The sequence below is a fragment of the Maritimibacter dapengensis genome (genome assembly GCF_019218265.1).
GTDB lineage: Bacteria > Pseudomonadota > Alphaproteobacteria > Rhodobacterales > Rhodobacteraceae > Maritimibacter > Maritimibacter dapengensis.
Genome location: NZ_JAHUZE010000002.1, coordinates 22732 through 41779 on the forward strand (window position 1 = coordinate 22732; position 19048 = coordinate 41779).

24 protein-coding genes and 1 riboswitch are annotated in these 19048 nt (G+C 62.5%); of the genes, 20 read left to right on the forward strand and 4 right to left on the reverse strand.

The window, feature by feature from the left end; all coding sequences use genetic code 11:
- Positions 1-2 precede the first annotated feature (2 nt).
- From ybeY to metK, 4 genes are all read left to right on the forward strand, one after another.
- Positions 3-494: an rRNA maturation RNase YbeY gene (gene ybeY, locus KJP28_RS06375; RefSeq protein ID WP_218391743.1), complete on the forward strand. Its 492-nt coding sequence runs from the start codon at positions 3-5 to the stop codon at positions 492-494.
- Between the two features lie 24 nt (positions 495-518).
- Positions 519-1418, forward strand: a complete 900-nt coding sequence (locus KJP28_RS06380; RefSeq protein ID WP_218391744.1) for a hemolysin family protein — start codon at positions 519-521, stop codon at positions 1416-1418.
- Positions 1408-2952, forward strand: coding sequence for an apolipoprotein N-acyltransferase (lnt, locus tag KJP28_RS06385; RefSeq protein ID WP_218391745.1), 1545 nt, complete (start codon positions 1408-1410; stop codon positions 2950-2952). Before KJP28_RS06380 ends, lnt begins: the two co-directional genes overlap by 11 nt.
- Positions 2953-2964: 12 nt before the next feature.
- Positions 2965-3013: riboswitch (SAM-SAH riboswitch) on the forward strand.
- Positions 3014-3019: 6 nt separating this feature from the next.
- Positions 3020-4186 carry a methionine adenosyltransferase gene (metK, locus tag KJP28_RS06390; RefSeq protein ID WP_218391746.1) on the forward strand — a complete coding sequence of 389 codons (1167 nt, stop codon included), beginning with the start codon at positions 3020-3022 and terminating at the stop codon, positions 4184-4186.
- Between the two features lie 72 nt (positions 4187-4258).
- Here the strand turns inward: metK and KJP28_RS06395 are convergent, their stop codons facing one another.
- Positions 4259-4681: a DoxX family protein gene (locus KJP28_RS06395; RefSeq protein ID WP_218391747.1), complete on the reverse strand. Its 423-nt coding sequence runs from the start codon at positions 4679-4681 to the stop codon at positions 4259-4261.
- A gap of 159 nt (positions 4682-4840) precedes the next feature.
- Here KJP28_RS06395 and trmB point away from each other — a divergent pair, with 159 nt between their 5' ends.
- The 5 genes from trmB to cmk all read left to right on the forward strand — a co-directional run bounded on the left by trmB (position 4841) and on the right by cmk (position 8670).
- Entirely contained in the window at positions 4841-5554 is a 714-nt protein-coding gene (trmB, locus tag KJP28_RS06400; RefSeq protein WP_218391748.1) for a tRNA (guanine(46)-N(7))-methyltransferase TrmB, read from the forward strand.
- Between the two features lie 257 nt (positions 5555-5811).
- On the forward strand, positions 5812-7164 hold the full coding sequence (gene aroA, locus KJP28_RS06405) for a 3-phosphoshikimate 1-carboxyvinyltransferase (protein ID WP_218391749.1): 1353 nt from the start codon (positions 5812-5814) through the stop codon (positions 7162-7164).
- Positions 7161-7694, forward strand: coding sequence for a hypothetical protein (locus tag KJP28_RS06410; protein ID WP_218391750.1), 534 nt, complete (start codon positions 7161-7163; stop codon positions 7692-7694). Before aroA ends, KJP28_RS06410 begins: the two co-directional genes overlap by 4 nt.
- The gene (locus KJP28_RS06415) at positions 7691-8068 is read left to right on the forward strand and encodes a DUF1801 domain-containing protein (RefSeq protein WP_218391751.1); all 378 of its coding nucleotides are present in this window, start codon (positions 7691-7693) and stop codon (positions 8066-8068) included. Before KJP28_RS06410 ends, KJP28_RS06415 begins: the two co-directional genes overlap by 4 nt.
- Entirely contained in the window at positions 8065-8670 is a 606-nt protein-coding gene (gene cmk, locus KJP28_RS06420; RefSeq protein ID WP_218391752.1) for a (d)CMP kinase, read from the forward strand. Before KJP28_RS06415 ends, cmk begins: the two co-directional genes overlap by 4 nt.
- Before the next feature lie 140 nt (positions 8671-8810).
- Here cmk and KJP28_RS06425 read toward each other — a convergent pair whose 3' ends face one another.
- A complete protein-coding gene (locus KJP28_RS06425) occupies positions 8811-9203 on the reverse strand; it encodes a DoxX family protein (protein ID WP_218391753.1) in 393 nt (130 codons plus the stop codon).
- A 249-nt stretch (positions 9204-9452) separates the two neighbouring features.
- Here KJP28_RS06425 and rpsA point away from each other — a divergent pair, with 249 nt between their 5' ends.
- Positions 9453-11135, forward strand: coding sequence for a 30S ribosomal protein S1 (gene rpsA / locus KJP28_RS06430; protein WP_218391754.1), 1683 nt, complete (start codon positions 9453-9455; stop codon positions 11133-11135).
- Between the two features lie 101 nt (positions 11136-11236).
- On the opposite strand, the gene KJP28_RS06435 is transcribed toward rpsA, so the two are convergent.
- On the reverse strand, positions 11237-11620 hold the full coding sequence (locus KJP28_RS06435) for a nuclear transport factor 2 family protein (RefSeq protein WP_218391755.1): 384 nt from the start codon (positions 11618-11620) through the stop codon (positions 11237-11239).
- A 153-nt stretch (positions 11621-11773) separates the two neighbouring features.
- Between KJP28_RS06435 and KJP28_RS06440 the strand changes: the two genes are divergently transcribed.
- From KJP28_RS06440 to KJP28_RS06465, 6 genes are all read left to right on the forward strand, one after another.
- Positions 11774-11953 carry a hypothetical protein gene (locus tag KJP28_RS06440; protein ID WP_218391756.1) on the forward strand — a complete coding sequence of 60 codons (180 nt, stop codon included), beginning with the start codon at positions 11774-11776 and terminating at the stop codon, positions 11951-11953.
- A gap of 233 nt (positions 11954-12186) precedes the next feature.
- Complete coding sequence (ihfB, locus tag KJP28_RS06445) at positions 12187-12468, forward strand: integration host factor subunit beta (RefSeq protein ID WP_218391757.1); 282 nt, start codon at positions 12187-12189, stop codon at positions 12466-12468.
- A gap of 13 nt (positions 12469-12481) precedes the next feature.
- Positions 12482-12832, forward strand: coding sequence for a lipopolysaccharide assembly protein LapA domain-containing protein (locus KJP28_RS06450; protein WP_218391758.1), 351 nt, complete (start codon positions 12482-12484; stop codon positions 12830-12832).
- A 9-nt stretch (positions 12833-12841) separates the two neighbouring features.
- Positions 12842-13480, forward strand: a complete 639-nt coding sequence (locus KJP28_RS06455; protein ID WP_218391759.1) for a phosphoribosylanthranilate isomerase — start codon at positions 12842-12844, stop codon at positions 13478-13480.
- Positions 13477-13923 carry a GNAT family N-acetyltransferase gene (locus KJP28_RS06460; protein ID WP_218391760.1) on the forward strand — a complete coding sequence of 149 codons (447 nt, stop codon included), beginning with the start codon at positions 13477-13479 and terminating at the stop codon, positions 13921-13923. Before KJP28_RS06455 ends, KJP28_RS06460 begins: the two co-directional genes overlap by 4 nt.
- A gap of 41 nt (positions 13924-13964) precedes the next feature.
- Positions 13965-14279, forward strand: a complete 315-nt coding sequence (locus KJP28_RS06465; protein WP_255552256.1) for an N-(5'-phosphoribosyl)anthranilate isomerase — start codon at positions 13965-13967, stop codon at positions 14277-14279.
- Positions 14280-14315: 36 nt separating this feature from the next.
- Here KJP28_RS06465 and KJP28_RS06470 read toward each other — a convergent pair whose 3' ends face one another.
- Complete coding sequence (locus KJP28_RS06470) at positions 14316-15944, reverse strand: tannase/feruloyl esterase family alpha/beta hydrolase (RefSeq protein ID WP_218391761.1); 1629 nt, start codon at positions 15942-15944, stop codon at positions 14316-14318.
- A gap of 161 nt (positions 15945-16105) precedes the next feature.
- Here KJP28_RS06470 and trpB point away from each other — a divergent pair, with 161 nt between their 5' ends.
- From trpB to KJP28_RS06490, 4 genes are all read left to right on the forward strand, one after another.
- Positions 16106-17341, forward strand: coding sequence for a tryptophan synthase subunit beta (gene trpB, locus KJP28_RS06475; RefSeq protein WP_218391762.1), 1236 nt, complete (start codon positions 16106-16108; stop codon positions 17339-17341).
- Positions 17342-17489: 148 nt separating this feature from the next.
- Positions 17490-17930 carry a hypothetical protein gene (locus KJP28_RS06480; protein ID WP_218391763.1) on the forward strand — a complete coding sequence of 147 codons (441 nt, stop codon included), beginning with the start codon at positions 17490-17492 and terminating at the stop codon, positions 17928-17930.
- 74 nt (positions 17931-18004) lie between these two features.
- Positions 18005-18409 carry a hypothetical protein gene (locus KJP28_RS06485; protein ID WP_255552258.1) on the forward strand — a complete coding sequence of 135 codons (405 nt, stop codon included), beginning with the start codon at positions 18005-18007 and terminating at the stop codon, positions 18407-18409.
- Positions 18410-18433: 24 nt separating this feature from the next.
- Positions 18434-19021 (forward strand): helix-turn-helix transcriptional regulator, encoded by a 588-nt coding sequence (locus KJP28_RS06490; protein WP_218391764.1) that lies wholly within the window; start codon positions 18434-18436, stop codon positions 19019-19021.
- Positions 19022-19048: the final 27 nt, after the last annotated feature.

The following is a 19048-nucleotide window of genomic DNA, read 5'->3' on the forward strand; positions in this document are numbered from 1 at the left end:
ATATGGATATCGACATCATCACCGAAGACGAACGCTGGAATTCGCTGGGTCTGGATGCGCTCGCGGCAAAGGCGTTCGACGCAGCCGCTGTCCATCTGGGGCTGGCGGAGGATGTCGAGGCGGTCGTCCTTGCCTGTGACGACGAACGGATCGCGGAATTGAACGCGGAATTTCGGCAGAAGTCCGCCGCGACGAATGTCCTGTCCTGGCCGAGTGCGGAGCGGGCATCCTTCGATCCGGGCGGGCCACCTACGCCGCCAGACGAACCCGAACTGGGCGATATCGCCATATCCTACGACACTTGCACGCGCGAAGCACGGGAACAGAACAAACGCATGGATGACCACGTCACCCATCTGCTTGTTCACGGTTTGCTGCATTTGTTGGGTTACGACCACGAAAACGAGAAAGATGCCGCTCTCATGGAGGGGCTCGAGGTGGAAATACTTGGCAAACTCGGGCTTTCGGACCCATATGGGGTGACGGGAGCGTGATCCCGAGCCAATTGGAAAGGACAGATGGGCGATACGGACGGGTCTTCTAGCGCGGCGCAAAGCGCGCAGTCGGAAGACGAACAACAAAGGCCGGAGGGGTTTTTCGGTCGTATTATCGGTGCTTTGAGCGCGTCTGATGACGGTGAGGCGGAAAGCCTGGACCTGAGCGAGGACGAACGCGAAATGCGGGCTCTCATGCCGGGCATCGGCAATCTTCGCAGGATGCGGGTCGAAGACGTGATGATTCCCAAGGCCGAGATCGTGTCGGTCCCCGAGGACATCGCGCTTGCCGATCTTGTCGAGGTATTCCGCGAGAGCGGAAACACGAGGCTTCCGGTGTTTCGAGGCACACTGGATACACCTGTCGGATTGGTTCACCTCAAGGACGTGGCGCTTGGCCATGGCTTCAACGGGAAAAGTCCGAACTTCGCCCTCGCTGACCTCGTGCGTCCACTGATTTATGCGCCCCCATCCATGCCCATCGGCGTTCTTCTGCAGAAGATGCAGACGGAACGCATGCACATGGCGTTGGTCATCGACGAATACGGTGGCGTCGATGGTTTGGTGACGCTCGAAGATCTGGTCGAACAGGTGATCGGCGAGATCGAGGACGAGCACGATCTGGAAGAAGGCGAAATGTGGCTCGAAGAGCCTGCCGGGTCCTGGCTCGTCGAAGCGCGTGCGCCGCTCGACGAATTCGAAGAGGCGACGGGGCTGGAATTGCGAGGGCCCGAAGAGGACGAGGAAGAGATCGACACCTTGGGCGGTGTCGTGTTCCTCGCGGCAGGCCGGGTGCCGGCGCGCGGTGAAGTCATCGTTCACCATACGGGCGCAGAGTTCGAGGTGGTCGACGCCGATCCACGCCGCATCAAACGCCTACGACTGCGCACGCCGGGGGAAGGGTCCGCCACGGATGGCGAATGAGACACCGCGCTTTCAGCGGACTGAAGCGTGGCTTGAACGTCAGCACGAGCACTTCTGGCGGGTTTTTGCCTTGTCCGCTTCTGCGGGCGTTCTGGCGGGGTTCGGCCAAGCCCCTTTCGGAGCCTATCCCCTTACGTTCATCGGGTTGGCGCTCGGCGCGGCGCTGATCCAGCTCGCGCCGACAGGCCGCCGTGCATTGCTGACCGGCTGGGCGCTCGGACTTGGCTACTTTGCGCTTACATTCGTCTGGATCGTGCAGCCTTTTCTGGTCGATATCGGGCGGCATGGCTGGATGGCACCGTTTGCGCTTCTGTTCCTGTCAGGCGGGATGGCGCTCTATTGGGCGGGTGCTGCCTGGTTGGCGAAAACCGTCGCCGGGAAGCACGGCGCGTGGGTCGCGCTGGGTGCTGCGTTCGGACTGGCGGAAATGCTGCGGGGCTGGCTGTTCGGTGGATTTCCCTGGGGCGGACCGGGCCTGATCTGGATCGACACGCCGCTCGCGCAATTGGCGCGGCTCACAGGGGTCTACGGCCTGTCTGCGCTTACAGTGGCGCTCGGCGCTGCGCTCTGGCCTGCGATGGCGAATGTTCGTCGCCTCGCGATCTGGTTCGGATCTGCCGCTGTGCTTGTGGCACTCGCCGTGGTCATTACGCCCAGGGATCCGGGATCGCGCGATGCGACCGTGCGCCTCGTTCAACCCTATGCGCCCCAACACCTCAAATGGGACCCGGATCATGTCATGGGCTTCTTCGACCGAGCCGTTGAGTTGACCCAAACGGGAGGCACGCCGGACCTTGTGATCTGGCCGGAAACCTCGATACCAGCACCGCTCGGCCGCGCGCCGGGCTTGGAAGAGCAGGCGGCGGCGGCGGCCTTTCCGGCACCGCTGATCGCCGGCATACAGAGGGTAGAGGGACGGACCTGGCGGAACTCATTGGTCATGTACGATGGGCCCGGCACGATCGGATGGGTCTACGACAAGCATCACCTCGTTCCATTCGGGGAATACGTGCCGCTCGGCGATCTCGCGGCGCGCTTCGGTATCAATGGCCTCGCCGCACAGGACGGGGCGGGTTATGCGTCGGGGCCGGGACCTGTCTTGCGCGAAACCCCGGTTGGCACCGTGCTGCCCTTGATCTGCTACGAGATGATTTTTGCGCGGGACATACGCGACGCAACGGGGCGGCCGGACTGGATCCTGCAATCCACCAATGACGCCTGGTTCGGAACGTTTTCAGGGCCGCAGCAGCACCTTGTCCAAGCCCGGTTCCGCGCGATCGAGTTCGGACTTCCCATTGCCCGAGCTGCAAATACCGGGGTTTCGGCGATGATCGACGCACGCGGAAGCGTGACGGCGAAACTGCCGCTTGGCGCTCCGGGCGTGGTCGATGCGCCGTTGCCTATGTCCTTGCCGGTGACGGTCTACGCGCGTGCCGGCGACTTGCCCCTCCTTGTTCTCTCTTTCGGCCTTTTGGCTGCGCTCTTCTGGCGCAATCGTCGCAATTCCGTTGACCCTACGCCGCCCGGCGGATAACGGAATGGAACACAACTGTCACAACGGCTTCCTGGCGTGACGGGTTTACATTAACGGAGCACTCTTCATGGCAAGATCCAACTACGTTTTCACCTCGGAATCCGTTTCCGAGGGGCACCCGGACAAGGTCTGCGACCGCATATCCGATGCCGTTCTCGACGCATTCCTGACGGCCGACCCCTATTCGCGCGTCGCCTGCGAAACCTTCGCGACCACGGACCGCGTGGTCATCGGCGGAGAAGTCCGCGGCCCTGGAAACGTTCTGGAGCGCGTCGAAGAGATCGCCCGGGACTGCGTGAAGGACATCGGCTACGAGCAGAAAGGCTTTCACTGGGCCAACATGAAGGTGGACAACTACCTTCACGCCCAATCCGCCGACATTGCACAAGGCGTCGATGCGGGTGACGACAAGGACGAGGGGGCGGGCGACCAGGGCATAATGTTCGGCTACGCGACGAACGAAACGACGGCCTACATGCCCGCACCGATCCTTTACGCACACAAAATCCTCAAGCGGCTTGCCGAAGCGCGCAAATACGAAGGCGTGTCGCAGCTCGGCCCCGACGCCAAGAGCCAGCTGTCGGTGCGCTACGAAGACGGCCTGCCTGTGGAAGTGACCTCGCTCGTGCTGTCGACGCAGCATCTTGACGCCAGCATGACATCGCAAGACGTTCGGGATCTCGTTACCCCATATATCAACGAAGTCCTGCCGGCCGAGTGGATTACCGAGAACACCGAATGGCACGTCAACCCGACGGGCAAGTTCGTGATCGGCGGGCCGGATGGCGACGCGGGCCTGACCGGGCGCAAGATCATCGTGGATACCTATGGCGGTGCCGCGCCGCATGGCGGTGGCGCATTTTCCGGCAAGGACCCGACCAAAGTCGATCGGTCTGCGGCCTACGCCGCGCGCTACCTGGCCAAAAATGTCGTCGCGGCGGGGCTGGCGGACAAGTGCACGCTCCAGCTGTCCTACGCTATCGGTGTGGCCAAGCCGCTGTCGATTTATGTCGACACCTACGGCACCGCGAAAGTGGACGAAGCGGCCATCGAGAAGGTCGTGGCCAAGGTGATGGACCTGACTCCGCGCGGTATTCGCGAGCATCTCGGGATGAACAAGCCGATCTACCAGCGCACGGCGGCCTACGGCCATTTCGGCCGGGACCCCGAGGGCGACGGTGGCTTCTCCTGGGAGAAAACCGATCTGGTCGAGGCGTTGAAAAACGCCGTCTGAGCCATAGTGCGCGATCCACAGACGAGAGAGGCCCCGCAATGCGCGGGGCCTTTTGTTTTGCAGGACGTATCCTTATTCGGCAGGGGCGAGCGCGCCGCTTTTTTGCACCGACATGGCGCCGGGACCGAAGGCGACGACCATCAGCATGCCGCCTGCGATGGTCAGGTTCTTCATGAAGCTGATCATCTGTGCCTGTGCTGCCATCGGGTCTTCCATCCCGAACGAAGAAACGAGGTGGAAGAGAATGCCGGAGATGACCGCGAACCCGGCGAGGAGCAAAGCGGCGATGCGGGCTTGATAGCCCACGAGGAGCGCGAGACCGCCACCGATCTCGACGAGAATAACGAGCGGAAGCAGCCCGCCCGGCACGCCCATCATGTCCATGTAGCCTTGGGTGCCGGTGTAACCCGTGATCTTCTGGAAGCCGGAAAGAATGAACATGAAAGACAGGAGAAGGCGGCCCAGGGGCGCTGCGTAGGTGAGTGCGTTTTGCATTGGTGTGATCCCGTGAATGTGTGGTGCCCGAAGGCGATGGCCCAGAGGTAGCGAGGTGCGTGGTCGCACGAAACTAGGAAATTTTTGACAAGACTTGTGCATTTTTGCGTAGATTTGACGCCGCTTGATCCGTCGCGGTCCAGGCGTTACGAGGCGCGCATGACTCATGACACCCATCCGTCCGGCGCTCCCTGGCGCAATTTCTACGGCCGCTTCAAAGCCAAAGGCATGCGCCCTGCGCAGGAGGCGTATCTCGACGAAGACCTGCCTGGCCTGAGCGTTCCGAACGTGTCGTGGGAGGACAATCCTGAACGTGAGAAGATCGATCTTGGCGCGTTGTTCGCGGGGCGGGACGTCTGGCTCGAAGTGGGATTTGGCGGCGGTGAACACCTCGTGCACCAGGGCGAGACTTATCCGGACGTCGGCATCATCGGCTGCGAGCCCTTCGTGAACGGCGTCGCCATGTTGCTTGGCAAGCTGCGCAAGTCCGCCGCCGAAAATATCCGGGTCCACGCGGGAGATGCTCGCGACCTGATGGATGTGCTTCCAACGGCGTCGATTTCGAAGGCTTTTCTGCTCTACCCTGATCCTTGGCCGAAAAAGCGGCATCACCGACGCCGTTTCGTGACGCCCGAACATCTTGAACCGCTCTATCGGGTGCTGAAGCCGGGGGCAGAATTCCGGGTGGCGACTGACATTCCCGATTATGTGCGCCAGACGATCGAAGAGGTGCCGCGTGCCGGTTTCGAATGGTTGGCGGAACGCCCCGAAGACTGGCGTGAACCCTGGGCGGACTGGCTTTCGACCCGATACGAACAGAAGGCGCTTCGTGAGGGACGCGTACCGCACTACATGACGTTCAGGCGCGTTTGAACGCACCTCCTCAAGCCCGAAAATTTCGTCAGATTAACGAAGAGATTAACGCGCGGCCGTTTGCGGTGCCATAATGTGCTGATTTCGTTCACCAAAAGGATTCCGGGATTCTAGAATTCTAGAATCCCGGAATCTCGGCGGGGCGTTGGAGGCCATGCGACACACTTCCGTGGCTCGCATCTTCGCGACGTTGCAACAGGCGTGGACCAAGCGGCCCGTCTGCGCTATCAGCCGATGACCAATTCAGGAGCACATTCATGTCCGGCCACGGCGCCCCGATCCCCATGACTTCGCACAAGGCTGGCCCGCTCGCCGGGGAGGCGCATGTGCCAGGTGACAAGTCGATCAGCCACCGCTCGCTGATCCTGGGGGCGCTTTCGGTGGGCGAGACCCGCGTCACAGGTTTGCTCGAGGGCGAGGACGTGTTGGGCACTGCAGAAGCCATGTGCGCGTTCGGGGCCGAGGTGAAACGTCACGACACCGGCGCGTGGTCGATTCACGGCGTGGGCGTCGGTGGCTTTGCGGAACCCGAGCAAGTGATCGACTGCGGGAATGCCGGGACCGGCGTCCGGCTCATCATGGGCTGCATGGCGACGACTCCCATCACCGCGACCTTCACGGGCGACGCCTCATTGCGCTCGCGGCCCATGGGACGCATCACCGATCCGATCGCTCTGTTCGGGGCGGCATCCTATGGACGCAGCGGCGGGCGGCTCCCCATGACCATCGTCGGTTCCCGTGAACCGATCCCGGTGCGCTACACGGTTCCCATGCCTTCCGCTCAGGTGAAATCCGCAGTGCTTCTGGCAGGCCTCAACGCGCCGGGGGAGACGGTCGTGATCGAGAAAGAGGCGACGCGCGACCATACCGAGCGGATGCTCGTCGGGTTCGGGGCCGATCTGAAGGTCGAGGATACGGATGAGGGTCGCGTCATCACGCTCAAGGGCCAGCCCGAGTTGACCCCGCAAACCATCGCGGTGCCGCGTGACCCGAGTTCGGCGGCCTTTCCGGTCTGCGCCGCCCTGATCACCCCCGGTTCGAATGTGCTGGTTCCCAATATCGGGCTCAATCCGACCCGCGCGGGGCTGTTCACGACGCTGCGGGAAATGGGTGCGGATCTGGTGTTCGAGAATGAGCGCGAAGAAGGGGGCGAGCCGGTGGCGGACCTGCGGGCGAAATTCTCGCCTGACATGAGCGGTATCCGCGTGCCCGAGGATCGCGCGGCCTCGATGATTGACGAATACCCGGTCCTTTCGGTCGTTGCCGCCTTCGCCACCGGCAAGACCGAGATGGTCGGCGTCAAGGAACTTCGGGTGAAGGAAAGCGATCGGATCGACGCGATGGCCCGCGGGCTGGAGGCCAACGGCGTGACCGTAGACGAGGGAGTAGACTTCATGATCGTCCACGGCATGGGGCCGGACGGCGTGCCGGGGGGCGGGACTGCCAAGGCGCATCTCGACCATCGGATCGCCATGTCGTTCATGATCATGGGCGTGGCCGCGCAAAAACCGGTCAGCGTGGACGACGGCGCACCCATTGCCACGTCGTTCCCGATCTTCGAGCGTCTCATGGGTGATCTCGGGGCGAAGATCACGCGGGACCGATCATGAAAATCAAGCCGGTCCGCGATTTCTGGATGAGCGTGATCTTTCTGGTCGCGGGATTGGCGGCCATCCTGATCTGGACCGGACCGATCGTCGAGGAGGGCGGGACGGAGATTTTCGACACCCGGACCAGTGGCTATGATCTCGCCACCGCGCGCGCGATCCTCGAAAGCCTGACGGACCGCGCCCGGGAGATGTATCTCGGTCCGCAACGTGTTGCCGACACCGCCTTCCCGGTCGGACTGCTCGGGACGCTCGCGTTCGGCACGATCATCGCGGCGCGTCGATGGTCGGTGAAGATCGGCTACGCGCTTGCAGTGTTTCCGATCGCTTACTTCGCGTTCGACATGCTTGAAAACGCGGGCGTCGCAACGATGATCCGCATGGGGGCGGACGGCATCACCGAGATGCTGGTCGACCGGGTTTCCGGCTTTACGATCTGGAAGTTCCGCTTCGTGAATGCCGCCCTCGTCATCTTCCTGCTGATCTGGACCCTGCGCGGCATCGCCTGGGCAATCGACAGGAGATCGACATGAAGCCGGCCGGCTGGACCGACATATTTGGAACCGCGCCAGAGACACTGGGCGCGCTCGCAGATGGGGCGGATGGTTTGATCCGGGAGCTTCATCCGAATGCGACAGCGACGGCATACCCGGCTTACAGAAGCATGAGCTACGGCATCGGCCCGAAGAAGAACACCGAGGGCACCGTTTATATCGCGTTGCAGGCGAACTGGGTTAACCTCGGTTTCTATCAAGGTGCGTCCTTGCCCGATCCGAAAGCTCTGCTGGAAGGAACGGGCAAGGCGTTGCGACACGTCAAGCTGACCGAATGGCCGAAGGATCCGAGCGACTATGCCGCCCTGATCGACGCGGCATTCGCCGAAAGAAAAGAGGCGCTACAGAAATGAGTTTCACCGTTGCGATCGATGGCCCTGCTGCGGCCGGCAAAGGCACGATTTCCAAAGCTGTCGCGGCGCATTTCGGCTTCGCGCATCTGGATACGGGGCTGCTCTACCGCGCCGTCGCAAAGCGGGTTCTTGGTGGTGAAGACGCGGTCGCCGCTGCCCGCGACCTCAAGGCCGGCGATCTCGACGCTCCGGGCCTGCGCACGCCGGAGGTCGCTCAGGTGGCAAGTCGCGTGGCCGTCGAGGCAGAGGTGCGTTCCTCGCTCGTGGACTTTCAACGTGCATTTGCGGCCCGGTCGGGCGGAGCGGTTCTGGACGGGCGCGATATCGGGACGGTCATCTGCCCTGAGGCGGCGGTGAAGCTGTTCGTGACCGCGAGCCCCGAAGTCCGGGCCGAACGGCGATACCGGGAGTTGACGGAAGCCGGTCACAAAACCGATTTCGCCAATGTGCTCGACGATGTGAAGGCCCGGGACGAGCGCGACCGAAGCCGTGCCACCGCGCCGCTCAAACCCGCAGACGACGCGCTGACAATCGACACGTCGAACATGTCGATCGACGAAGCCGTTGCGGCTGCAATCGGGGCAGTTCAGGCACGTCGCTGACGCTGCTCGTAACGCGCGCCGCGCCTCCCGATGCTTTTTCAGTCACTCCTCTCTCGTTGGCGACGGACGGGTGCACGGACGCTCTGCATCCATTGGGGCAGTGTCAGGTGCAGTGGTTTGCCCTGAAGCTGAACGCCGCTTCAGCGGGATTGGACGAATGGGAAGAGCGCGCGCAACCTAGCAGACCGCAGCCACAGGCCGCCCCACATGAAAAGGCCCAGATAGATCGAGAAAAGGATGTTCGAGAAAAGCGGCATGTCGGCGCGGATTTGAGTCGCCATCGCACCGCCGAGGATCGCCATCATGAGAACCGCACCGAGCACCGATGTGGCGGGGATCAGGTAAAGCAGCGTGCAGACGAGTTCGAGGGTGCCGATCAGAAGCACCGGGCTGTCCTGCCATCCCAGCGAGACCATGGTCTCGTCGGCAATCGGCATGCCTGAGAGTTTCGGCAACGCGGATGCGCCCAGCATGAAAAGCCCGAAAATGGCAGAAAGCACCCATCCGATGCGGGTCATGAGTTTTTGCGACATGGTAATCTCCCAATCTGTAATCCGATGGAAGCACCCTGCCGACGGATGCTGTCAAGCCGCTTTGCTCTTGTGTTTTCAAGGCGGGGGTCTTATACGCGCGCCCAGACAGGCGTTAAGCCGCAGCCGAAGAGCGAGCAGGGTCGGGCAACCGGCCCTCTTTGTTTTGCGGAAACCTGTCGCGAAATCCACGAAAGACCCGCGGAGACAACCGTGCGGCCCGAATAGAACTGAAAAGGAAACTCTACGCTTATGAGCGCCAATGCATCCATGGAGGAATTCGAGGCCCTCCTTAACGAAAGCCTCGAAATGGACACGCCCGATGAGGGCACTGTCGTCAAAGGCAAGGTCATCGCTGTCGAAGCCGGCCAGGCCATCATCGATGTCGGCTACAAGATGGAAGGCCGCGTCGATCTCAAGGAATTCGCGAACCCCGGCGAAGCGCCCGACATTTCGGTCGGCGACGAAGTCGAGGTTTACCTGCGTGCCGCTGAAAACGCCCGCGGCGAAGCTGTTATTTCGCGTGAGATGGCTCGCCGCGAAGAAGCCTGGGACCGCCTGGAAAAAGCTTACGCCGACGACGCCCGCGTCGAAGGTGCGATCTTCGGTCGCGTCAAAGGCGGCTTCACCGTCGATCTCGGCGGCGCCGTGGCGTTCCTGCCCGGCAGCCAGGTCGACGTGCGCCCCGTGCGCGATGCCGGCCCGCTCATGGGTCTCAAGCAGCCGTTCCAGATCCTCAAGATGGACCGTCGCCGTGGCAACATCGTCGTGTCGCGCCGTGCGATCCTCGAAGAGAGCCGTGCCGAACAGCGCGCCGAGGTCATCGGCAAGCTGTCGGAAGGCGATGCCGTTGACGGCGTGGTCAAGAACATCACCGAATACGGTGCCTTCGTGGACCTCGGCGGTGTTGACGGGCTTCTGCACGTCACCGACATGGCATGGCGCCGTGTGAACCACCCGTCCGAGATCCTCTCGATCGGTGAGACGATCAAGGTGCAGGTCATTAAGATCAACAAAGAGACGCACCGCATCTCGCTCGGCATGAAGCAGCTTCAGGAAGATCCGTGGGATCTGGTCGCTGCCAAGTACCCGCTCGAAAGCGTCCACAAGGGCCGCGTCACGAACATCACCGACTACGGTGCGTTCGTTGAGCTGGAGCCGGGTGTCGAAGGTCTCGTTCACGTCTCGGAAATGTCTTGGACGAAGAAGAACGTGCACCCGGGCAAGATCGTCTCCACCTCGCAAGAGGTTGAGGTCATGGTGCTCGAGATCGACCAGGCGAAGCGTCGCGTTTCGCTCGGCCTCAAGCAGACCATGCGCAACCCGTGGGAAGTCTTTGCCGAGACGCACCCCGAGGGCACGCAGGTCGAAGGCGAGGTCAAGAACATCACCGAATTCGGTCTGTTCATCGGTCTCGACAACGACATCGACGGCATGGTTCACCTCTCCGACATCAGCTGGGACCAGCGCGGCGAGGAAGCGATCCAGGAGTTCCACAAAGGCGACGTGGTCAAGGCCGTCGTCACCGAAGTGGACACCGACAAGGAGCGCATTTCGCTCTCGATCAAGGCACTCGACGGCGACCCGTTCGCCGAAGCGGTGGGCGGTGTGAAGCGCGGCCAGATCATCACCGTGACCGTGACCGCGATCGAAGACGGTGGTATCGAAGTGGAATACGAAGGCATGAAGTCCTTCATCCGCCGCTCCGACTTGTCGCGTGACCGTGCCGAGCAGCGCCCCGAGCGGTTCCAGGTCGGTGACCACGTCGACGTGCGTGTCACCAATGTCGACGCCAAGTCGCGTCGTCTCGGTCTCTCGATCAAGGCCCGTGAGATCGCCGAAGAGAAAGAAGCCGTGGAACAGTTCGGGTCCTCCGACTCCGGTGCTTCGCTCGGCGACATTCTTGGCGCCGCTCTGAACAAAGACGACGACTAAGTCGCCCGCGTTCAACGCTTAAGCAAACTTACGGCCCCGCAAGCGATTGCGGGGCCGTTTTCATTTCCGCGCTTGGTCCGGGCCACCCGGGTCGGCGGGCCTCAGAACAACCCGTTGTCGTTGGCGGAGGTGCCGGTGATGATCTGCAACACATCCCAATGCTCGACGACCTTGCCGTTCGTGTCGAAACGGAAAATGTCGATACCGGCGTAATCGTCGCTCCCCGGCCAGACCTGATGGCAATGAAGCACCACGAGATCGTCCTCGGCAATCGCGCGTTTGAAGGTCACGGTCTTGCCCGGGTATTCCTGTGCCATACGCTCGAAATACGCGATGAACGCCTCTTTTCCGTCGCCGACGTGAGGGTTGTGCTGGATGTAGACGTCGCCCGCATAACGCTCGATCGCGGCACGCGGTTCGCATTTGTTGAACATCAGATCGTAGAAGGCCATCGCGTTGGTTTTGTTCTCGGCTGGTGTCGACATGGCGGCGATCCTTGTTATTCGTGCAGGGCGGACCCTTCACGCATTCCGCACCGAAACCAGCGCATCCGTCAACATGGCTTGAGACCTTGCCGCCTTGCTCTGGCGCAAGGTCGGACGAGCCGCTTTCCGCTATGATTGGTCAGGAGGTGAGACATGAGAGACAGACGCAAGGAATGGATGGGCGTGATTGGCGCACTCGGTGTGGCGGTCTTCTTGATTGGGCTCTTGGGCGGGGTTTATTCGATCGGATTGTCGATCGCCCTGGCCTTTGCCGTTTGGGCGGTCGGTGCGACGCTGGTCATCGCCCTGACCGATCCACCCGACAAGAGGTGAAGCTGCGAATCATAGAGCGTGGTGCGTGGAAATGCTGCGTTGCGGCACGGGCTTCGGTGGCGCGGTGTCCGCCTAAAGCTGTGGATTTGCATGAAAAAAACCGCCGATTGGCCGCAAATTAGGCGGCGCTTTCTTGCATGAACTGTTTCCCGGTCTGCGCTTTGCCCGTATAGTCATCGGGGTGACGACGTGCTGCCAGAAAGCGTCGCAAATGTCCTTCGGGGGGATTTTGAATGATCCGGTCTGAGCTTATTCAGAAGATCGCCGACGAGAATCCGCATCTTTATCAGCGGGACGTCGAGCGCATCGTGAATACGATTTTCGAAGAGGTGATCGAGGCTATGGCCCGCGGCGACCGCGTCGAACTGCGCGGTTTCGGGGCCTTTTCCGTCAAGAAGCGGGATGCCAGAGTGGGACGGAACCCGCGCACCGGGGAATCGGTCGAGGTCGAGGAAAAGCACGTGCCTTTCTTCAAGACCGGCAAGCTGCTGCGCGACCGACTGAACGGGAACTGAAAGGCCCTTTTCAATGCGTTATATCCGCTACGCGTTCCTCGCCGCGCTGGCCGTGGTGCTGATTACCGTTGCGCTCGCCAACCGCGAAAGCGTGCTCCTGCGTATGTTGCCTGAGGAGCTGTCCGGTTTCCTTGGCTGGTCATGGTCGGTGAATCTGCCGCTTTTCATCGTCATTTTCCTCGCCATCATCGCGGGCGTGGTGATCGGGTTCATCTGGGAATGGCTGCGCGAGCATAAGCACCGGGCCGAAGGCGCGCGGGCGCGCAAGGCGGCGGTGAAACTTGCCCACGAGGTGCAGGATCTCAAGCGGGAGAAGCAGAAACCAGGCGACGACGTTCTGGCGCTTCTGGAGGACGGGCGTTAAGACACGCCCATGAAACGGACATCGGTGAAAATCTGCGGCTTGACCCAGGCCGACCAGATCGCGGCCGCGGTCGAGGCGGGTGCGCGCTATCTCGGGTTCAATTTCTTCCCGAAGTCGCCACGCTACGTGGACCCGGAGACCTGCGCCCACCTTGCCGCCGAGGTGCCGCCGGGCGTTGCGAAAGTCGCGCTGGTGGTGAACCCGGACGACGCGCTGTTAGACGAGATCATCGGGACCGCCCCCATCGACATGATCCAGCTTCACGGTCAGGAAAGCCCCGAACGGGTCGCTGAAATCCGGGCACGCTATGGATTGCCGGTGATGAAGGTCGTGGGGGTCGCAGGGCCGGACGACGTCGCGAAGCTCGATGATTATTCGGACGTGGCGGACCAGATCCTTGTCGATGCCAAGGCACCGAAGGGCGCCGAGCTACCGGGGGGCAACGGCGTGCCGTTCGACTGGACTTTGCTTCAGGGAAGGCACTGGACCCTGCCGTGGATGTTGGCCGGCGGTTTGACGCCCGCAAACGTCGCGCTGGCGATCCGGCTGACAGGAGCGCGGCAGGTCGATACCGCGTCAGGCGTGGAAAGTGCGCCGGGGGTCAAAGACCCGGACCTCATGCGCGCCTTCATCGAAGCCGCCGGATGATCGCCTTCCGCCCCGCGACGCGCGACGACGTCGCGGCGGTAGTGGCGCTTCTGGCGGATGACGCATTGGGCCGGGGCCGGGAACGCGCCGATCTTTCGCATTACCTCGCCGCATTCGACGCGATGGGCGATGACCCGATGAACCGGGTGATCGTCGGTGAGGCCGGGGACGAGATCGTCGCCTGCTACCAATTGACGGTGATCCGGGGCCTGTCGCTCAGCGCCGCGACGCGCGCGCAGCTCGAAGGCGTGCGCATCGCCGCGCATCTGCGGGGGCAGGGGCAGGGCGCGGCGTTGGTCGCAGATGCCGAGGCGCGAGCGCGTGCGGCCGGCGCGGTGTTGATGCAACTGACATCGAACGCGACGCGGGGCGATGCGCGGCGGTTCTACGAAGCGCAGGGATATGAGCCAAGCCATGTCGGGTTCAAGAAACGGCTGGATTAACCTTAACCGCTCTTTCACCAGAATCGCGGCAGGTTGTCGGCATGGAACCGATCTTCGCACATCGCCCCGCCTCCGCTTCGGCGCCGCTTCCGGTGCCGGTAACCTCACCCGGACCCCGAGACCCGGCACCCGACATCTGGATGGATCAGGCGTTCACCTGTCCGACGGCACTCAAGGGTGGGGTCATCAAGCGGTCGATCGAAGATGTCGACCGCATCGTGGGCCGTGACCTCTTCCTGAGCGAAGTGCGCCGCCGGGGATTTCAGGCTGTGGAGAACGGGCTGACGCTGGTCATCTTCTGCAATGGCGATCCGGTCCGCCTTGCCGCGGCGCGCGGCCCCTTGATCCTGCGGTGAGACGCGCGCCGGGTCGGCGCGCGCCTCGGTGGTGACTTACTGACAGGTAAACCCGTCGCCCTCGGCCTTCGCGACCTGCGGGTAGACGCAGAGCGGGCGGGTTTCGCCACGCACCGCTTCCGGCGCTTCTTCGTTGTCTGCGCGGACCGTCGCGGTGACGGTATCCGGCACATCGCCGTTTTCGACCCATTCGGTCAGAACCGTGAGCATGTCGAAGCTGTCAGCCGACGGCCCGCCCTGGCCATGTTGCATCCCCGGAACGGGGTAAAGCACCACATGGTCGCCCGTGGCATCACCGAGGTTCGCAGAAAGCCGTTCGTACCAACCAACGGTATCCAGGAACGAGAACACCGGGTCGGCGGTCCCATGGAAGATCACCATCTTGCCGCCGGCCTCGACGAAATCGGTCAGCATCGGGTCATCCATGTCCGGCGGTGACATCACGTCGACCGCGCTTTCGGGGAAGGCCTCCGACGTGGCTGTGACACGGCCTGCCATCTCGTCGAAATCGTAGTTCACGAGAAATTCCTGAAGGTCCGCCGGGCTTCCCCCGACCTCGGTCGGCGGGGTCGAGAACACTTGGGCGAGCGACCCTGCGCCCATCACGGCGATAAGAGGTTGTTGCTCCCACGGAGGGATCGGGCTTTCGAGTTTCCAGAAGCGCCAGCCACCCGAGGCGATGCCGGGATCCCACGGCCAATCGCTGTAGAGCGCGTTGCCCGCGCTGTCGGTGGGGCCTTCGTGGATTGCAACCAGCGCGGCGACCTTTTCTTCCGGCAGGCATTCGCTGTTCTGCCCATCGCTGCACGCCATGCTCATCGGGTCAAAGGTGTCCTGACAGCCGAGCGGGTCGAGGACGAGACCGTCCTCGGCGCCATCGAGCGCGTCACAGGCCGCAGTGATTGCACCACCGACGAAGGCCATTTCTTCGCGCGAGAAACTGGACGGCAGCGTTTCACCGACACTGAGGAAGTTCTGCACATCCCACGCGTGCTGGATAGCGGCGCGGGGCAGGTTGAACCCTGGGTATCCAGCGAGCAGGCCGTCGAAAGTGTCGCCCATTCGCGATGCTGCCACCATTGCGTGACGTCCACCGTTCGATGACCCCATACCGTAGCGGTACGCGATGTCCTCGTCGTAATAGGCGCTCGTCAGTGCTTCGGCCGCCGACTGGACCTGAGGCACGGCCCCGTATCCGTAGTTTTTGCGCGCCTCGAACTCCATGCCGAAGACGTTGCCGCCCGCGAGGCCCGCATCCGGGTTCGCTTCTCCGTCATGACCCGCGTCCGAAGACACGACGGCCATGCCGCGCGCCAATGCACCGTCGCCCGGTGCGAGGCCCGCGATCGTACCGAGGGCAGGTTTGACCTCGCCGTCGTTGCCGCCATTGAACTGGTGAACGAGCGACCCGTTCCAGTCGTCGGGCAGGCGCAACTCGAAGCGGATTGCATAATCCTTGCCGTCCGTCCCGGTGCGCTCGGCCATGGTCGCCTGCACGATACAATGGTCGAGCGGGCTTTCCTCGCCTTGCGGGGCGTAGGATGTCGACGTGATGGTGACGCCGTCTGCCGTCAGCCCAGTCGCCGCATCGCAGGCATCGGGCGAGGCCGAGGCTGCGAACGGCAGAAGGGCCAACGCCGCGGCGCTGATGAATAGGTGTTTCATATGTTCCTCCCTGAACCGACTCGAAGGATCGAGTCGCAAAACTATGTTCCAAGGAAAATATCTCTCTGGCCAGAGATTTCTTGCCGTCTGCGCGCATCTCCGCTTCTTGCGTCATGACTGTGCAGGGATTAGGAACACCGGGACCATCAGGAGGCGCTGCCATGGCTGACGATCTTTTCAATTCCTTCATGAACGGCCCGGACGAAAAGGGCCGGTTCGGCGATTTCGGTGGACGGTTCGTCTCCGAGACGCTGATGCCGCTGATCCTCGACCTCGAGGCGGAATACGAAAAGGCCAAGACCGATGAGAGCTTCTGGGACGAGATGAACGATCTGTGGACCCATTACGTGGGTCGTCCTTCGCCGCTCTATTACGCCGCGCGGCTGACCGAGCACCTTGGCGGGGCGAAGATCTATCTCAAACGCGACGAGCTGAACCACACCGGCGCGCACAAGATCAACAACGTGCTGGGGCAGATCATCCTTGCCCGCCGCATGGGCAAGACCCGGATCATCGCGGAAACCGGGGCGGGGCAGCACGGTGTGGCCACGGCGACGGTCTGCGCCAAGTTCGGCCTGAAATGCATCGTCTACATGGGTGCGCATGACGTGGAGCGTCAGGCGCCCAACGTGTTCCGCATGAAGCTTCTCGGCGCCGACGTGGTGCCGGTGACGAGCGGTCGCGGGACGCTCAAGGATGCGATGAACGACGCCCTGCGCGACTGGGTGACCAATGTGCGCGACACGTTCTACTGCATCGGCACGGTGGCCGGGCCGCACCCCTACCCGGCGATGGTCCGCGATTTCCAGTCGATCATCGGCAAGGAAGCCAAGGAACAGATCATGGCCGCCGAGGGCCGTCTTCCCGACAGCGTGATCGCCGCCATCGGTGGCGGCTCGAACGCGATGGGGCTGTTCTATCCGTTCCTCGACGACAAGGACGTGCGCATCATTGGCGTGGAAGCGGGCGGCAAGGGCGTGAACGACAAGATGGAACATTGCGCGTCACTGACCGGTGGGCGTCCCGGCGTTCTGCATGGCAACCGCACGTATCTGCTTCAGGACGAGGACGGACAGATTCTCGAAGGGCACTCGATCTCGGCGGGTCTGGATTACCCAGGTATCGGGCCGGAACACAGCTGGCTGCATGATACGGGCCGGGCCGAATACGTGTCGATCACCGACACCGAAGCGCTCGAAGCGTTCCAGCTTCTGTGCCAGACCGAGGGGATCATTCCTGCGCTGGAACCGTCCCACGCGCTGGGCCATGTGACCAAGCTCGCGCCGACGCTGCCCGAAGATCATATCATGATCATGAACCTCTGCGGGCGGGGCGACAAAGACATCTTCACCGTGGCCAAGGCGCTTGGCACCGACATGTCCGGGCTCACAGACTGACCTTCTAAACTCAGGTTTATGCGCGTTGAACGCGGGTTTATGGCGTCCTGCCTAAACCCGTGGTCAATGGTGTCGTGCTGTTTTTGACAGCTCACTTCGATGAGTGCCGGATAACCGGCGCGCAAACGAAAGCTGGATAGGACATACCATGAAACCGAACGCATTCATTCTCGCGGCTGCTCTGGCCATCATCACGAGCACTGCCACCGGCGGCACCCAGGACGTCATCAACGGCGCGGTGCAAGAACTTTCCTCAAAGGGATTCACCCGGTTCGAGGTCAAGACACGGCTCAACGACATCAAGATCGAGGCGATGGGCCCGTCGGGCAAGATCGAACGCGTCTATACGCTGACCGGCGATCTCATCAAGGAAGAGATCGGCGGTCGCCACACCTTCGGTGACGATCATTCGCGCGGCGACGGCCGCCATGATGATGATCGGCGCGGTGGACGTTTCGATGACGACGACGATCATGATGACGATCACGGCCGTCGTGGCCGCGACCGGGCCGATCGCGACGATGACGACGGCGACCGGGGCCGTGGTCGGGGCCGGGGACGCGGACGAGGCGGTCGCGACGACGACTGATACACGGTGACGTGGTGCGCCGGCCTGCTTGACGACAGGCCGGCGTGATCCGATGCTCACCGCAGGGAGAGACTATGAACCGACGCCATTTCCTACTGGGCGCCCTTGCCGTCTGTGTTGCCGCCCCCGCACGGGCGGATGTCCTGAACGACATCATGCAGCAGCTTTCCCAGCAGGGTTTCACACGGATGCAGGTGACCCAGACCCTTCTGGGTCGCACCCGCGTCGTCGCCTGGTCCCCTCAGTTCCGGCGCGAGATCGTGTTCAATGACAATACCGGTGAAATCCTGAGGGATTACTGGCAGGCGCTCGCATCGACCTCGGGAACGGCTGCGCCACGCATTGCCGATCCCAGCGGCGGAGGCGCGGACGACAGGGACGATGATCGCCGTGATGACGACGATGACCGGGATGACGACGACAGTGGGCGAGGCCGGGGCCGGGGCCGCGGTCGTGGCGGCGACGGAGATGATGATTGATGGGTGTCGCAGGGGAGATTGCGGTTGCGTGACCGCATTTTCATAACCGGCGCGCTCGCCGTTCAGGCCGTCTGCGCGACGTTTTTCATTTCAGATATTCTGTCTTCGGTGATCGGGTGGCGGACCACGCCCATCTCGTGGCGTGCGCGCGAGATCACCGAGATCGGCGCCGCGCTCGGGCTGATCATCGGTTTCGGGCTAGGTGCTCTGGCGCTCAGACGATCCCGCGCGCGGCACCTTGCAGCGGAGGCCAAGCTTCGCATCGCCTCGACGGCGTTCATGGCGCTCCTGGAGGAGTGTTTCGAGGATTGGGCGCTGACCCCGGCGGAGCGTGATGTGGCCTTGTTCGTCGTGAAGGGCATGTCGACAGCGGAAATCGCCGAGTTGCGAAACACGTCGGAGGGCACGGTAAAAGCGCAGACCAACGCGATTTACAGGAAAGCCGGCGTCTCGGGGCGAGCGCAGCTTTTGTCGCAATTCATCGACGGGCTGATGGATGAAACGCTCATGCCGTCCAAGGGCGATCGTGAGACCGAGACGTCTTCGGGGCACGTGGCCGTCGACGGACTCGCGGGCAACGCAGATGCGCGCGACGACAGGACGGCAATCTGAACGCCTCTAAACGTGAAAGCGACGCCG